Source organism: Billgrantia ethanolica (genome assembly GCF_021404305.1).
GTDB classification, from domain to species: Bacteria; Pseudomonadota; Gammaproteobacteria; order Pseudomonadales; family Halomonadaceae; genus Halomonas; species Halomonas ethanolica.
Genome location: NZ_JABFTX010000002.1, coordinates 742,349 through 758,008 on the forward strand (window position 1 = coordinate 742,349; position 15,660 = coordinate 758,008).

The window sequence follows — 15,660 nt, forward strand, 5'->3', positions numbered from 1 at the left end:
GGGACGCACGCCCGTGGTAGTACACAAGGACCGCTTATGGTCTTACCTGATATGGCCCCTGCTGTGGCCGCTGCTGCTGGCCCAGGCGGCTCTGGTGCTGCTGTGTCTGCTGGCAGGCGCCGTGCTGTGGTTGGCCACTCCCGATCCTGCCGCCTGGACGGGCCCCGCCTGGCTGCTGCTGGCGCTGCTGGTCGGCACGACCCTCACCACTTCGGCCTTTCTCCTGCAATTGCGCCACCGCATTCGCGAATGTGAGGCTCAAGCCGAGAGCCGCCTCGAGCGTATCGAGCGTCTGCTGTTGGAAGCCGATCAGATGCTGCCGGGCTGGCTGGGCAAGCCGGGACGACTCGAGACCCATGACGACTCGATGATGGGACGCATGGAGCGCCTGCATGACGGTATGATCGAGCTGCAGTCGCGACTCGAGCTGGTACCGAGCCCCGATGCGCTGCTGGCCGGCAGTCAGCGGCCGGCGCTGCTGCTCTACCAGGGGCGGATCGTCGGTGCCAATCTGGCCATGGAGCAGCTGCTGGGCGAAAGCCTGGCCACGCTGAGGGGGCAGGACCCCGCGACTCGACTGATCGAGCGAGGCGATGCGGGGGACAGGCTGGTCGAGGTGCAGGTGCTCGATGGAGAGGGGCGCTGGCGCTCCTTCCGGGCGGAGTGGCTTCACGCCTCACCCTATCAGCTGCTGCTCTTCGAGCGCGCCGGCATGCACGAATTCGGCAATCTGCTGGCGGCCCGCGAGCGGGCGAGGGAGGATTCGCGGCTCAAGTCGCACTACCTGACGCTGTTGCAGCGCGAGCTGGAGCCGCTGCTGAGTGAGCTGGCCGTGGGCATGCAACGTGAAGCAGGCGCCGGGGATTCGTCGCGATACGCCCACCTGCGCGAGCGTATCGCCGACATCATGCTGCTGATCAACAGTCTGGCCGGGGAGCGGGGCGAGCTGCTACCGCCGACCAGCGTAGGCCAGGCAGCGGAGCCGCTGCGGGTGCTGGTGGTCGATGACGGTCCGGTCAACCGCATGCTGGCAAGCCAACTGCTGGAGGCCCAGGGGCTCAGGGTCGACAGCGTCGCCAGTGGCCCGGAAGCCCTGGAGCAGCAGCAGCGTCTGTTCTATGACCTGGTGCTGATGGATATCTTCATGCCCGATATGGACGGCATCGAGGCAGCTCGGCGCTGGCGCGAACAGGAAGCGCTCGGCCCCGAGGCCGGCCGCAGCATCCTGGTGGCGCTCACCGCCAATGCCACCGACAGCGACCGCCAGCGCTTCGTCGAGGCCGGCATGGACGACTACCTTGCCAAACCCTATGGTCCGCGTGAGCTCATCGACATGCTGCGACAGTGGCGGCCGGATGCCTTCCAGGATGTCGCACCGACATGACCCTGCTTCTCACATCGTCATGACTCTGTTTCTTTCATCGACGGCGGACCTCTCCTCATGCCGCCCCGGTCTGCGCCTCCGGTCTGCAGGCCGGGGCAAGGCTCCGTTTTCTGTTCCGAGGTGCACATGAACTATCCCGATATCGATCCTGTCGCCATCTCGCTCGGCCCCTTCCAGGTGCACTGGTATGGCCTGATGTACGTGATCGGCTTTGTCGGGGCCTGGTGGCTGGGACGCCGGCGGGCCCATCGCTTCGGCCTCACCCATGACGACGTCGGCGACCTGCTGTTCTATCTCGCCATCGGGGTGGTGGTCGGCGGTCGCCTCGGCTATGCGCTGTTCTACGGCATGGGCCAGTGGGCCGCCGACCCGCTGTGGGTGTTCCGTGTCTGGGACGGCGGTATGAGCTTTCACGGCGGGCTGATCGGTGTGCTGCTGGCCGCCCTCTGGTTCGCCCGCAAGAAGCGCATGGCCTTCTTCAGCCTGACCGATTTCTTCGCGCCCATGGTGCCGATCGGTCTGGGGGCCGGGCGCATCGGCAACTTCATCAACCGCGAACTGCCCGGGCGGGTCACCGAGATGCCCTGGGGCATGCCGTTTCCCGGTATGGGGCCGGAGCCGCGGCATCCCACCGCGCTCTACGAGGCCTTTCTCGAAGGCCTGGTGATGTTCGTCATCCTGTGGTGGGTGTCGGCACAGCCGCGTCGGCGCGGGCTGGTTTCCGGTCTGTTCCTGCTGCTCTACGGGGTATTCCGCTTCGGCGTGGAGTTCTACCGCCTGCCGGACGCCCACATCGGCTACCTGGCTTTCGGCTGGTTCACCATGGGCATGCTGCTGACATTGCCGATGATCCTCTCCGGTATCCTGCTCATCGCCTGGTCGCGGCGTCAGCCGCTGGTGGGCGACAAGGCGATGCAGTGAAACTCGACGACAGCGGGGCAGCGAAACTCGACGAAAGCTACGCAGTGATACTCGCAGAGAGTAGGAGTGCGTGAGCGGAGGCGGTAGACTCTCGGGTCAATCGATCGACTGCCAATCGACCATCTATATATAGAGCCTTGCCAAGATGCCTGACCACAACGCCCAGCTCGGGCGGCCCGCTACCGAACGGACCGCTCTCCAATCGCCGCCCGAACAGTCAGCTCTCGAACAGCCCTATCTGGACCTGATGCGCCTGGTGCTGGAGCAGGGCGTGGAGCGCGGCGACCGCACCGGGGTCGGCACGCGCTCGCTGTTCGGCCACCAGATGCGCTTCGACCTGTCCCGCGGCTTCCCGCTGGTGACCACCAAGAAGCTGCACCTGCGCTCGATCGTCTACGAGCTGCTGTGGTTCCTGCGCGGCGATACCAACATCGCCTATCTCAAGGAGAACGGGGTCAGCATCTGGGACGAGTGGGCCGACGCCAACGGTGATCTCGGCCCCGTCTACGGCTATCAGTGGCGCAGCTGGCCCGACCCCCGCGGCGGCCACGTGGATCAGATCGCCAAGCTGCTCGAGCAGCTGCGCACCAACCCCGACTCGCGGCGGCTGATCGTCTCGGCCTGGAACCCGGCGCTGGTCGACGAGATGGCGCTGCCTCCGTGCCACTGCCTGTTCCAGTTCTACGTGGCGGAAGGGCGGCTCTCCTGCCAGCTCTATCAGCGCAGCGCCGACATCTTTCTCGGGGTGCCGTTCAACATCGCCAGCTATGCGCTGCTGACCATGATGATCGCCCAGGTCGCCGGCCTCGAGCCCGGCGACTTCGTCCACACTCTGGGCGACGCGCACCTGTACCTTAACCACCTGGAGCAGGCCGAGCTGCAGCTCTCGCGTACTCCGCGTTCGGCGCCCCGGCTGGTGCTCGATCCCGACGTCGACGACCTGTTCGCCTTCCGCTTCGAGCATATCGCCATCGAAGGCTACGATCCCCATCCTCATATCAAGGCCGAGGTAGCGGTATGACCGACGAGACTCTGGTGCCGGTGGCGATGATCGCCGCGGTGTCGCGCAACGGCGTGATCGGCGTCGACAACAAGCTGCCCTGGCATCTGCCCGAGGATCTCAAGTTTTTCAAGCGCATGACCCTGGCCAAGCCACTGATCATGGGGCGCAAGACCTTCGCTTCCATCGGCCGCCCGTTGCCGGGCCGCCTCAACATCGTGGTGACCCGGGATGAGAGCTTCCACCACGACGGCGTGCGGGTCTGCCACGATCTCGAATCGGCGCTGTTCCTGGCCGACCAGCAGGCCACCATCGACGCCAGCGAGGAGATCATGGTGATGGGCGGCGGCGAGATCTATGTCCAGGCGCTGCCCCACGCCAGCCGCATCTACCTCACCGAGGTGGATGTCGAGGTGGAGGGCGATGCCCGCTTTCCCGAGCTGGACGAGAGTGAATGGCAGGAGGTGCAGCGGGTACCGGGCTCGCCCAACCCGGGCCAGCCGAGCTACAGTTTCGTGCAGTACCAACGCCGCTGAACTGCACGTTGTCAGCGCCTCGCTTGTGGCACACACTAGGCTGAGGCATGGAGCTGCCCCGTTCTCGCCACCCCGTTCGATCGTCGTGTCGTCAACGTGAGCCCGCCAGGAGGATGCCGGTTTGATCGAAGAGCGTTCACGTCAACTGTTCGATGTCTTGGAGACCTGTGCCGACACGGCGCTCCATGAGCTGCGCAGCTATCGCGCAAGGATCCAGGAACTGGAGTCCCGTCTCGCCGACTCCGATGTGCGGCAGCAGGAGTTGGAAGCGGCGCGCCTGGAGCTGATGGAAGAGAACCGCGAACTGGATGAGCAGAATCGCGAGCTCGAGGAGGACAACGCCCGTCTGCGCGAACGTCTGCGCAAGGGCGAGACGACTCCGGCGTTTCCCGGCCCCGCACGGCGTGCCCAGGGCCTGGCGGCGCTGATCGGCCAGCGACCGCGGGCGGAAGCCGCACAGCAGAGCGAGCCCGCCGAAGCCGAGCAAGAAGCGGCTGGGAAAACAGAAGCGGCAAGCAAACCGTTGAACCCGTTCGCTCCTGCAGGTGGTGTATCCGCTGCATCGTCCACTCCGGCATATGCCTCTTTCAAGGCGGCTCCGGCTCAGAAATCGTTGGCCGAGCGTCAGGGCCAGCTTGCCATCGAGCAGGCGCCCTCCGCCGATGCCCTGCTGAAGCAGTGGTACCGGCGTTATCCCCACGCCTTCTTCAAGGGGCATACGCGACCGCTCAAGGTCGGCATTCATCTCGATCTCGCTGCACGCGAGCCCTGGCCCGAAAAGCTGGTGCGCCGCGCGCTGGCCGGCTATGTCAACCTGCCGCGCTACCTCAAGGCGGTGCGGGAAGGCGCGGAGCGTATCGACCTCGACGGCGCTCCCGCCGGCGACGTGGATGCCCAGGCCGCCGAACATGCCAAGCGCAAGCTGGAGCGACTGCAGAACGAACGGCGCGAGCGCAGCCGTCCGGCGGGTGCCGCCCCGAAGCGGGGCAGTGGCTCCGGCCGCAGCCGCGCCGTTGCCGCAGGCGCCCAGCCGGGCGACAAGGCCCCCCGTCAGACGCACGAGAATGCTCCACCCAAGGCCGCCGGCCCCATATCAGAAGCGGCCGATCCCATCTCCGCAACGGCGGACCCCGAGGAGCGCATGGAGGCCAAGCTTTCGGCGCTGCTGGCCAAGCACGGCAGCAGCCGCAAGGGGAGCTGAACCCTAACGCATCGAAGCGTAGAAAGCCCGTCGCTTGTCAGCGCTGTATCAGCGAGGCATGATGTGCGGGCTCATCGCTGCCAGGCAGATCGACTGCCATGCCTGCAGCACGCGGTTCAGGGAGCGGGAGCGCCCAGGACCGCAAAAGCAGGGCAAAGTTCCGTCGGGGAGGCGGGCATCATAGGAAAACAGTGTTTTTTCTTATTGCGTTCCGATTTTTCCCGGTATAGAGTTCTACCTGCGAGCATTGGACTATAACAAGGCTTCGCTGCGGTCATGACCGGCCTCCGGCCCTTCCTGGGAAGGAACCGAGCCAAGCACGGCGGGACCCATGCCCGGCAAGCTACCTGCACCGATCACCGATCCGTGCAGTAACGATCGAAACAGTAAGCTAGTGAAAGGAACTATCGCGATGAAAAAGACACTGTTAGCGACTGCCATTGCCGGCGCCCTGGGCGTCTCCGCTGCCGCTCAGGCCGCAACCGTTTACGATCAGGACGGCACTCAGGTCGACGTCTACGGCCGTATCAACCTCGGTGTGACCACCGGTGGTGTTCAGGAAGAAGGCCCGGGTGAACTTAAGACCGACGGCTCCGAATTCGTCGACGTCTTCTCCCGTTTCGGCTTCCGTGCCCGTCATCAGGTCGCTCCCGACCTGCAGGCTTTCATGAACATGGAACTGCGTCCGAACCTGGCTCGTCAGAACCGTGATGGCCTGACCGTGCGCAACTCCTTCCTGGGTCTGCGCGGCGACAACTGGGGTATGGCGCGCGTCGGTAACTTCGACGGCGTTCTCTACCAGGCCGTGACCAGCAAGTTCGAAATCCAGGAATATGAAGGCTTCACTTCTACCAGCGGCGGTGCTGTGAGCTCCCGCGGTGACTCCTTCCAGTACTCCACGCCGGTGCTGAGCGGCTTCCAGGCTCATGTTCAGGCCAAGCACCTGAGCGGAAATGGCGCTGAAGTAGGCGCGCAGGACAACTCTTCCACTCTGAGCTGGCAGGCTGCTGTCAACTACACCTGGCAGGATCTCTACCTGGCTGCCGGTTACAACCAGTCCAAGCAAGAGCGTGAAGATCGCGGCTACAGCTATGCTGGTCCTGGCGCCAACCCGGCCGGTGAAGACATTTGGGCAGCCGCTGCCATCTACCAGTTCACTCCTGCCTTCCGCGCTGGTATCAAGTATGAGGAAGTTACCGACCTCAACGAGCAGGACGACCTGAGCGCTACCGACATCGAAAACCTGTGGACTCTCATGGGTGTGTTCGACTACGGCATGGGCGAGATCTACGCTGACTACAACCGCGTTCGTTCAGCTCTGGAAGGTGTTGACAGCCGTAACGCTTGGACCCTGGGCGCTAACTATCGCTTCAGCCGTCCGATGTATGTCTGGGCCGAAATCGTCGAGTATGATTTCGACACCTCTGACTCCGTGGAAGACGTAACTGACGACCTGCGCTTCACCGTCGGTCTGCGCTACGACTTCTAAGTCGAGCCCAAGCTGACTGCAAGATACGTCGATTCGTCGACGACGAAACCGGCCCTTCGGGGCCGGTTTTTTTTCGACTGTGGCCTGGTCAACCATCAGCTGTGCTGCGACAGGCTGCCAATAACGCTTTTCTGATAGACTGGCTCGCTTTACCGTTGCCGATCACTTGAGGAGTGACCTTGGAGCTTATCTGGTTGGCCTATGTGGCTTTGGGCGCGGTGGTCGGTATCATGGCCGGCCTGTTGGGCGTTGGCGGCGGCGGCATCATGGTGCCGATACTGACCGCGCTGTTCGTCACCCAGGGGGTGCCCCTCGAACACCTGGCTCATCTGGCTCTGGGTACCTCGATGGCCGCCATCATTCCCGCTTCCACGGCGAGTCTGCTCTCCCACCGCCGCCACGGTGCCGTGCGCTGGGAGATCGTTCGCTACCTGACCCCCGGCATTCTGGTAGGCACCTTTCTCGCCACCTTCATTGCCGCCTTGCTGCCGACCCGGGGCCTGGCGATTTTCTTCGCCTGCTTCATGATCCTGATGTCGCTGCAGATGCTGGCCAATATCAAGCCCAAGCCGACGCGTAACCTTCCGGGGGCAGCCGGCCTTGGCGGGGCAGGGCTGGGGATCGGCGGCATCTCGGCGCTGGTGGCCATTGGCGGCGGCTCGCTGACCGTACCGTTCCTGACCTGGTGCAACGTCAAGCTGCCTCAGGCCATCGGAACTTCTGCCGCCGTCGGCCTGCCCATCGCCCTGGCCGGCGCCCTGGGCTATGTGATCAACGGCTGGGGTACCCCCGACCTGCCGAGCGCCGCGCTGGGGTTCGTCTACCTGCCCGCTCTGCTGTTGATGGCTCCGTTCAGCATGCTGATGGCGCCGGTGGGGGCCAGGCTGGCGCATCGCCTGCCGGTGACACTGCTCAAGCGGATTTTCGCGGTCATGATGATGGGGCTGGCGCTGCAGATGGTGTACACCGTGTTCACTGCCTGATACCGCTGCTTTCGCTCCATGAAGCTCTTGATGCAGGTCAACGGAAATGACATTTTGTCGCCGAGCGGGGCGGCGCGACGGGACAAGCGAAACGCAGCAGGCCAGAATCGAACTCTCCCAGTGTGACCCACCGTGAGACCGAGGTAAGGAGTGCGCTCATGACCCCCAGGCCTGCCCAGCGGCCACGCCCCGCCGTGCCCCGCTGCGAGCTCTGCACCCTGCATGCCCGCTGCCTGCCGCTCGGGCTCGAGTTCGATGCCCTGCAGTCCTTCGATGACATCATCCGGCTGCCGCAGGCGCTCAAGCGCGGCCAGGCGCTGATGCGTCAAGGGGCGCCTTTCACCAGTCTCTACGTGGTGCGCTCCGGCAGCCTCAAGCAGACGGTGGCGCAGCCCGATCAGCGCGATCAGGTCACGCACTTCTATCTGCCCGGGGAGATCGTCGGGCTGGATGCCATCGGTGAGGAGGACTGCCACGGCAGCGTGGTGGCGCTGGAGAGCGCCTTCGTCTGCGAGCTGCCGTTCACGCGGCTGGAAGTTCTCGCCGAGCGGCTGCCGGAGCTTCGCGGGCGGCTCTATCGCTGCATGAGCCGCGAGTTGCGCCGCGATCAGCGCATGATGTGCCTGCTCTCGGGGCGTACCGCCGACCAGCGCCTGGCGAGTTTCCTGCTGGGACTTTACGAGCGCTTCAGCGCCCGGGGATTGTCGCCCTATCGTTTCTTTCTCTCCATGTCGCGCTCGGACATCGGCAGCTACCTCGGCCTGGCGCTGGAAACCGTCAGCCGGGTGCTGGCACGCTTTCAGGAGCAGGGTGTCATTGCCGTGACCGGTCGTGAACTCACCATCAGTGATATCGAGGCGCTCGAAGCGCTGGCGCTGGCTAGCGCCCCCATGACGCCTGCTTGACCACCTGCCGAATCGTCTCGGCCATGAAGCGGCTGGCGGGGGAGCGCTGGGCCTGCTGCGACCACAGCAGGCCCGGGGTGCGTACCGGCGTGGGGCTCTCCAGCGGGATGGCTTTCACCCCGGGCTCGTTGCCCAGCGCATTCTCCGCCACGATGCTGCATAGATCGGTGCGTCGCACCAGTTCGATCATGGGGGAGATGGCATTGAGCTCGGCAACGATCTGCGGGCGGGCGCCGGCAGCGGCGAAGCACTCGTCGAGCATCTGGCGGGTCGAGAAGTGCGGTGCCAGCAGTGTCATGCGCGCGCCATTCAGCTCGACCATGCGCAGCCGCTTGCGCCGGGCCAGTGCATGGTCGCTGGCCACGATCAGCTTGAGCTCCTCGTTGTAGAGCGGCTCGAAGCGCAGGCCGCGGGGTATGGCCGGACGATAGGAGATGCCCAGGTCCAGGCTGCCGTCGACCAGCCCCTCGCTGATCCGATCCCCCGAAAGCTCCTCGACCACCACCTTCATCCGCGGCAGACGCTGCATGAAGCGCGAGAGGCAAAGTGGAATCAACTGCACGTTGAAGCTGTGGGTGGCGGCGATGCGCAGCTCGCCGCTCAGGTCGTCGGGGGCTTCCTTCAAGGCGCCCACGGCCTGATCGACCTGGCGCAGGATAGGCACCACGTGCTCGTGAAAGCTCTGGCCCGCCTCGGTGAGCGTCACCCGCTTGCCGATACGTGCGAACAGCGGCTGGCCCAGCTCCTCTTCCAACTGACGGATCTGGTGGGAGAGCGTCGACTGGGTGACGTGCACCTTCTCGGCGGCCCGGGTGAAGTTGAGCGTCTCCGCAATGGCCAGAAAGTACCGGATGTGGCGAAGTTCCATGCAAGCTCCGCTTGTCGTGGCATCATCAATCGATGACATCAATCATTTTTATGTAAATTTATCATTTTTGTCCATCGTGATGGCGTCTTATGTTGTTCCAACACAAGCGTTACACATCACGAGCGTGGGTGCCGCTCCGGCATGACTCGCTCGCATCTGCCACGCGGAGCCAAAGCATGAAGATCGGGCGCGAGACAATTCCAAGAACCGCCATCAGCACCTCCAACGCCGACACCATCGTGGTGCGCGGCAAGGACCTCAGCGCCGAGCTGATCGGCCACACAACCTTCACTGACTATTTCCTGATGCTGCTCGACGGCGAGCCGGTGAGCGACGTGCGCCGCCGGGTGCTGGACGCCACCCTGGTGGCCATCGCCGAACACGGCCTGGTACCCAGCGTGCAGGCCAGTCGCATGACCTATGCCGCCGCCCCCGAGGCGCTGCAGGGCGCGGTGGCGGCGGGGCTGCTGGGCTGCGGCTCGGTGATCCTCGGTGCCTCTCAGGCGGCGGGGGAGCTGTTTGCCGAAATCGCCGGTGAGATCGACGGGGGCAAGTCCCTGGAAAGTGCCGTGCACGATGTCGTCAGTCAGCGTCGCGCCCGCCGCGAAGCGATTCCCGGCTACGGACACCCGCTGCACAAGGCCCGCGACCCTCGCGTCGAGGTGCTGTTCGGCGTGGCGCGGGAGGCGGGCGCCGAGCTGCGCTACGTGGAGATCGCCGAAGCCGTGGAGCGGGCCATTCCCGGCATCGTCGGCAAGGAGCTCAAGCTCAACGTCTCCGCTGCCATTCCCGCCGTGCTGCTGGGGGCGGGCTTTCCGCTCAAGGCGCTGCGCGGTGTGCCGCTGTTGGCACGCACCGCCGGGCTGATCGCCCATCTGCTGGAGGAGTCCGAGCAGCCCTGCGGCTTCGCGCTCTCCTATCAGGCGGCCCAGCGGGTCGAGTACACCGGCGAGGTTCCGCCGGGCTTCACCCAGGAAGGGGGGCAGTCATGAGCAAGGTACTCGAAGGCATTACCGTCATCGAACAGGGCACCTTCATCACCGGACCCGCCGCCGGCATGCTGCTGGGCGACCTGGGCGCCAACGTGATCAAGGTCGAAATGCCCGGCAAGGGCGACCCCTTCCGCGCTTTCAAGGGCGGGCTCTACAGCCCCCACTATCAGACCTACAACCGCAACAAGCGCAGCATCGCCCTCAACACCAAGGAGCCGGAGGATCTCGCCACCTTCGATGCGCTGATCCGCGATGCCGACGTCTACATACAGAACTTCCGCCCCGGTACCGCCGAGCGGCTGGGGGCGGGTGAAGAGCGCCTGCGCGAGCTCAACCCGCGGCTGATCTACTGCGCCATCAGCGGTTTCGGCAACGACGGCCCCTACGCCGGGCGCCCCAGCTACGACACCGTGGCCCAGGCCGCCAGTGGTTTTCTCAAGCTGCTGGTGAATCCCGAGAATCCACGGGTGGTGGGGCCGGCCATGGCCGATGCGCTGTCGGGCTTCTACGCCGCCTACGGTATTCTCGGCGCACTGGTGGAGCGTGGCCGTACCGGCCAAGGGCGGCGGGTCGACGTCTCCATGCTGGAGGCGATGTGTCACTTCAACCTCGACGCCTTCACCCACTATCTCTCCGAGAACGAGATCATGGGGCCCTACAGCCGGCCTCAGGTGTCGCAGTCGTACGTGATGCAGTGCGCCGACGGCAAGTGGGTGGCGCTGCACATGTCCTCTCCGGAGAAGTTCTGGCAGGGGCTGGCCAACGCCATGGAGTACCCCGAACTGCTGCAGGACGAACGCTTCGCTACCCGTGAGGGGCGCATCGACAACCAGGAGCAGATGATCGAGGTGCTCAAGGGTGTCTTCAAGCGCCGAGCGCGTGACGAATGGTGCCGCCGTCTGGAAGCCGAGGACGTGCCCCACGCCCCCATGTACGACACCGACGAGGTGCTCGAGGATCCTCAGGTCAAGCATCTGCAGCTGGAAGTGAGCACCGAGCACCCCACGGTGGGCACCTTTCGCACCCTGCGTTCGCCGGTCTCCTATGACGGCGTGAAGCCATTGGAGGTGACGGCGCCGCCGGTACTGGACGAACACCGTGACGAAATTCTGGCAGAAGTGAAGCGCCGCCAACGTTGAAGCCAGCGCGCGCCGCAGTGGCACCATGACACAACGACAATCATCAGGCCGGGAGGGCGCTGCCAGCCCAGGCCGAACAGGAGCCCAGTCATGTTCGAATTGCCCAACGAAGACGAGATCGTTCCACACGGCATTCCGCAGACCCCGGACGACATCACCGAGATCGTGCTCAAGGCGATGAGCCATACCAAGGACGACCGGCTGCGCGAGATACTCACCGCGCTGGTGAAGCATCTGCACGCCTTCGGCCGCGAGGTGAAGCTGAACGAAGAGGAGTTCATGGCCGCGATCAACGCCGTGACCCGGCTCGGCCACCTCACCCGCGATCGCCACAACGAGACCATGGTGATGTCCGACGCCCTGGGCTTCTCCACCCTGGTGATGATCCTCAATCAGGCGCGCACGCCGGAGCAGATCTCGCCGGCCCTGCTGGGGCCCTTCTACAGCCGCAAGGATCCGGAGTACCCGCTCGGCTTCAACATCTCCCGCGATACGCCGAAGGAGAGCGACATTCCGCTGTTCGTCTCCGGCCGGGTGATGAGCCGCGACGGCACGCCGCTGCCAGGCGCATTGGTGGAGGTGTGGCACGCCTCGCCGGAGGGGCTCTACGAGAACCAGGACGACAGCCAGCCGCACCTCAACCTGCGCGGCAAGTTCCGGACCGACGCCGATGGGAGCTACCACTTCCGCACCATTCGCCCGGCCAGCTACCCGATTCCCACCCACGGCATCGTCGGCGAAATGCTCGAGGCCCAGAGCCGGCACCCGTTCCGCGCCGCGCATCTGCACTTCACCGTTTCCGCCGAGGGCCACCAGACGTTGGTGACGCAGATCTTCCCCGAGGACGATCCCTTCCTCGAATCGGACTGCGTGTTCGGCGTCACCAGTGCCGACCTGGCCATGGCGTTCCCCATCCACGACGACGGCCGGGCGCCCGACCCCGACGTGCGCGGCCGCTACTGCACGCTGGAAGTGGACTTCGATCTGTCCCCCGGCGTTTCACGCCTGCCGGCATCGCCCATCGATTCGTGACGCCCACATGCTGAAGCGCCGTTGCAGTAAACAGTCGCCATAACCGGTTTCCATATCTGGTTTCCATAACAACAAGCCAATACGAGACGCCAACATGACACATCCAAAGCACAACACCATCAAGTCATCGACTGTCTTTCCCCTCAAGGCCCTCACTGTCGCGACGCTGGCCGCCGCACTGTTTCCCGCCAGCGCTTCCGCGGTGGAAACGATCAATCTGACCGTCGGCTCCAGCCACCCCACGACCATCCCCTGGGTGGGCATGATTCCCCAGGTCTTCATCCCCAAGGTCAACGAGATCCTGGCGGAAGAGGGCGAATACGAGGTGCGCTGGACGGAAGCCTATGCCGGCCAGCTCTACGGCACCAACGCCACCCTCACCTCGATCCAGGACGGCATCGCCGACATCGGCTGGGTGTTCAGCTACCTGGAGCCCTCGCGCATGCCGCTGGCTCAGATCAGCGCCTATACGCCCTTCACCACCAGCGACCCCGAGCTGATGCTCGACGTGATGAACGACCTGGTGCGCTCGGTGCCGGAGTTCAGCGCAGAGTGGGAGGACCACGACCTGGTGTTCCTCGGCGCCACCGCCTCGGATACCTACGACATCTACACCAACTTCCCGGTGGAGAACCTCGACGATCTGGATGGGGCGCGCATCTCCGCCCCCGGTGTGCTCGGCGTATGGCTCGAGCCGGTGGGGGCCGTGCCCGTCGACGGCACCCTGGCGAGCTATTACACCGACATCCAGACCGGTGTCTCTCAGGGCGTGGTGGGGCTCGCCACCGGCAACCTGCCGGCGCGCATCTACGAGGTGGCGCCCTACGTCACCCAGGTCAATCTGGGCGTGGTGTTCTCGGGCGGACTCGCCATCAACCAGTTCACCTGGGACGGCCTGCCCGAGCCGGTGCAGCAGGCGCTGATGGAGGCGGGCGAGACCTACACCCGCGCCCACGGCCGCGACCTGGCCGAACGCTACGAGAGTTCACTGGAGCGCATGGTCGAGCTGGGCGCCGACCAGAGCACGCCGGTGCAGGTTCAGGCGCTATCCGACGAGGAGCGCCAGCAGTGGATCGACGGCATGCCCGGCCTGGCGCAGCAGTGGGTCGAGCGCAACGAAGGCCGGGGCCTGCCGGCCCGGGAGCTCCTCAGTACCTACATGGATGCCATGCGCGAGCGCGGTCACGAGCCGGAACTGGCCTGGGACCGCAACTGATCGGCAATGCCCGGCCGGCATCGTCGGCCGGGCCTGAGGAGTCGTGGCAATGACCTTTTCCTTCAAGACGCTGGTGCTGGGGCGCCGGCTCGGCGGCGGCCGTCACAACAGCCTGTTCGGCTACCTGGTGGACGGCCTAAACGCGGTGGGTTCGCTGCTGATCTTCTCGATCATGGCGATGATCGTGGTGGACGTGCTGTCGCGCAATCTGCTCAACAAGCCCATTGCGGGAGTGGCGGAGCTGGTAGCGGCCTCCATCGTCATGATCGTGTTCCTGCAACTGCCCAGTACCCTGCGACACGGCCGCATGGCCCAGGCCGACATCTTCATTCAGGGTTTCACCGAGCGTCACCCGCGCCTCGGCCACGGTTTGCAGACCCTGTTCTATCTGGCCGGTGCCTACATGCTGATGGTGATCTACCAGGGCACACTGCCGACCTTCCTGCGCGCCTGGGAACGCAACCAGTTCATGGGCGTGGAGGGGGTGTTCACCTTTCCCGTCTGGCCCATCCGCCTGGTGGTGATCGCCTGTGCGGCGATCACGCTGCTGCAGTATCTGCTGCTGGCGGCCCAGGCGCTGGTGTGGACGGTCAAGGGTGGAGCGCCGCACGCCGAGGAGGATCGCCCATGAGCGGTATCGAAATCGGCATCGTGGCGGTGGTCATGATGCTGGCGCTGATCTACTTCGGCATGCATATCAGCATCGCCCTGATGCTGGTCTCCTTCCTGGCCATCTCGACCCTGCGCAATCCGGAGCTGGCTACGCGCATGGTGGCCGCGGCGGCCAACGACTCGCTCAGCAGCTACCTCTACGGTGTGGTACCGCTGTTCGTGCTGATGGGGTTGCTGGTGGTGATATCGGGGGTAGGGCGGGACACCTTCGACGTCTTTCAGTGGCTGACCCGCCGGATTCGCGGTGGGCTGGGGGTGGCCACCGTCGGTGCCAACGGCATCTTCGCCTCGATCACCGGCATCAGCGTGGCCTCGGCGGCGGTATTCACCAAGGTGGCGGTGCCGGAGATGCGCCGGCATGGCTATACGCCCAAGTTCTCGGTGGGCGTGGTGGCGGGCAGCTCGGTGCTGGGCATGCTGATTCCCCCTTCGCTGCTGATGATCGTCTACGGTGTGCTGGCCGAGCAGTCGGTGGGGCGCATGTTCATCGCCGGCATCATTCCGGGCATCCTGCTGGCGGCGACCTTCTGCGTCACGATCCTGCTGCTCGCCTACCTGCGCCCCGGCTTCATGATGCAGGGAGCGGCTGGCATGGGCGGCGCTGCAGTGCCTGCGCCCACCGCGGGCGAAGCGGAATCGGGCATGGTGCTGGCGCTCAAGCTGGTGCCCATCCTGGCGCTGATGGCACTGGTGCTGGGTGGGCTCTACAGCGGTTTCTTCACGCCGACCGAGGCGGGCGGCGTGGGCGCCTGCGGCGCGCTGCTGCTGGCGCTGCTCAAGCGCCGCCTGAGCCCGGCCAAGTTCTACCAAGTGCTGGGCGAGACCGGGCACGTGGCGGTGTCGATCCTGTTCCTGATTCTCGCCGCCTCGCTCTACAGCCGCATGCTGGCGCTGACCGGGTTGCCGATGGCCATCGCCCAGTGGGTCACGGCCATGGAGTTGACCGCCTACCACTTCCTGTTTCTCTACCTGCTGGTGGTGATCCTGATGGGCTGCATCATCGACTCGGTGTCGATCATGCTGATCGTGTTGCCCATCGTGCTGCCCATCGCCCAGTTCTTCGGCATGGACCTGATCTGGTTCGGCGTCATCACCGTGGTGGCGGTGGAAATCGGCCTGATCACGCCGCCTTTCGGCATTTCGGTCTACACGGTGAAGGCGGCGCTGAACGACCGCAGCGTGCCGGTCAAGGAGATCTTCAAGGGCGTGGTGCCGTTCTTCGTCGCGATGCTGGTGGTGCTGTTCATCCTCACGCTGTTCCCCGTGCTTTCCACCCATCTGGCCTACCGCTACTGAACCGTAAAGACCGACGACAAGGGAGA

The 15,660-nt window shown here is 64.9% G+C and carries 15 protein-coding genes; 14 read left to right on the forward strand and 1 reads right to left on the reverse strand.

From position 1 onward, the window contains the following. Positions 1–13: 13 nt before the first annotated feature. The 8 genes from HOP53_RS21660 (at position 14) to fnr (ending at position 8,419) form a co-directional block, all read left to right on the forward strand. Positions 14–1,384, forward strand: coding sequence for a response regulator (locus HOP53_RS21660; protein WP_234270290.1), 1,371 nt, complete (start codon positions 14–16; stop codon positions 1,382–1,384). A 126-nt stretch (positions 1,385–1,510) separates the two neighbouring features. After that, positions 1,511–2,305 (forward strand): prolipoprotein diacylglyceryl transferase, encoded by a 795-nt coding sequence (gene lgt / locus HOP53_RS12205; RefSeq protein WP_234270291.1) that lies wholly within the window; start codon positions 1,511–1,513, stop codon positions 2,303–2,305. Between the two features lie 247 nt (positions 2,306–2,552). Then, complete coding sequence (locus tag HOP53_RS12210; protein WP_234270435.1) at positions 2,553–3,326, forward strand: thymidylate synthase; 774 nt, start codon at positions 2,553–2,555, stop codon at positions 3,324–3,326. Continuing rightward, on the forward strand, positions 3,323–3,841 hold the full coding sequence (locus HOP53_RS12215) for a dihydrofolate reductase (protein WP_234270292.1): 519 nt from the start codon (positions 3,323–3,325) through the stop codon (positions 3,839–3,841). The genes HOP53_RS12210 and HOP53_RS12215 overlap by 4 nt, the downstream gene beginning before the upstream one ends. Before the next feature lie 121 nt (positions 3,842–3,962). Then, a complete protein-coding gene (locus HOP53_RS12220) occupies positions 3,963–5,042 on the forward strand; it encodes a ProQ/FINO family protein (RefSeq protein WP_234270293.1) in 1,080 nt (359 codons plus the stop codon). A 412-nt stretch (positions 5,043–5,454) separates the two neighbouring features. Further along, on the forward strand, positions 5,455–6,531 hold the full coding sequence (locus HOP53_RS12225) for a porin (RefSeq protein WP_234270294.1): 1,077 nt from the start codon (positions 5,455–5,457) through the stop codon (positions 6,529–6,531). 173 nt (positions 6,532–6,704) lie between these two features. Beyond that, entirely contained in the window at positions 6,705–7,514 is an 810-nt protein-coding gene (locus HOP53_RS12230) for a sulfite exporter TauE/SafE family protein (RefSeq protein ID WP_234270295.1), read from the forward strand. A gap of 158 nt (positions 7,515–7,672) precedes the next feature. Then, complete coding sequence (gene fnr, locus HOP53_RS12235; RefSeq protein ID WP_234270296.1) at positions 7,673–8,419, forward strand: fumarate/nitrate reduction transcriptional regulator Fnr; 747 nt, start codon at positions 7,673–7,675, stop codon at positions 8,417–8,419. Here the strand turns inward: fnr and HOP53_RS12240 are convergent. Next, complete coding sequence (locus HOP53_RS12240) at positions 8,394–9,287, reverse strand: LysR substrate-binding domain-containing protein (RefSeq protein WP_234270297.1); 894 nt, start codon at positions 9,285–9,287, stop codon at positions 8,394–8,396. The two genes, fnr and HOP53_RS12240, sit on opposite strands and share 26 nt — an antisense overlap. A 176-nt stretch (positions 9,288–9,463) precedes the next feature. Here HOP53_RS12240 and HOP53_RS12245 point away from each other — a divergent pair, with 176 nt between their 5' ends. The 6 genes from HOP53_RS12245 to HOP53_RS12270 all read left to right on the forward strand — a co-directional run bounded on the left by HOP53_RS12245 (position 9,464) and on the right by HOP53_RS12270 (position 15,634). Beyond that, the gene (locus HOP53_RS12245; RefSeq protein WP_234270298.1) at positions 9,464–10,279 is read left to right on the forward strand and encodes a citryl-CoA lyase; all 816 of its coding nucleotides are present in this window, start codon (positions 9,464–9,466) and stop codon (positions 10,277–10,279) included. Next, a complete protein-coding gene (locus HOP53_RS12250; protein WP_010627234.1) occupies positions 10,276–11,418 on the forward strand; it encodes a CaiB/BaiF CoA transferase family protein in 1,143 nt (380 codons plus the stop codon). The genes HOP53_RS12245 and HOP53_RS12250 overlap by 4 nt, the downstream gene beginning before the upstream one ends. A gap of 90 nt (positions 11,419–11,508) precedes the next feature. Next, positions 11,509–12,450, forward strand: a complete 942-nt coding sequence (locus HOP53_RS12255) for a dioxygenase family protein (RefSeq protein ID WP_234270299.1) — start codon at positions 11,509–11,511, stop codon at positions 12,448–12,450. 94 nt (positions 12,451–12,544) lie between these two features. Then, positions 12,545–13,666, forward strand: a complete 1,122-nt coding sequence (locus HOP53_RS12260; protein WP_234270300.1) for a C4-dicarboxylate TRAP transporter substrate-binding protein — start codon at positions 12,545–12,547, stop codon at positions 13,664–13,666. A gap of 49 nt (positions 13,667–13,715) precedes the next feature. Continuing rightward, on the forward strand, positions 13,716–14,297 hold the full coding sequence (locus HOP53_RS12265) for a TRAP transporter small permease subunit (protein ID WP_086509476.1): 582 nt from the start codon (positions 13,716–13,718) through the stop codon (positions 14,295–14,297). Further along, entirely contained in the window at positions 14,294–15,634 is a 1,341-nt protein-coding gene (locus HOP53_RS12270) for a TRAP transporter large permease (RefSeq protein WP_234270301.1), read from the forward strand. Before HOP53_RS12265 ends, HOP53_RS12270 begins: the two co-directional genes overlap by 4 nt. Positions 15,635–15,660 lie beyond the last annotated feature (26 nt).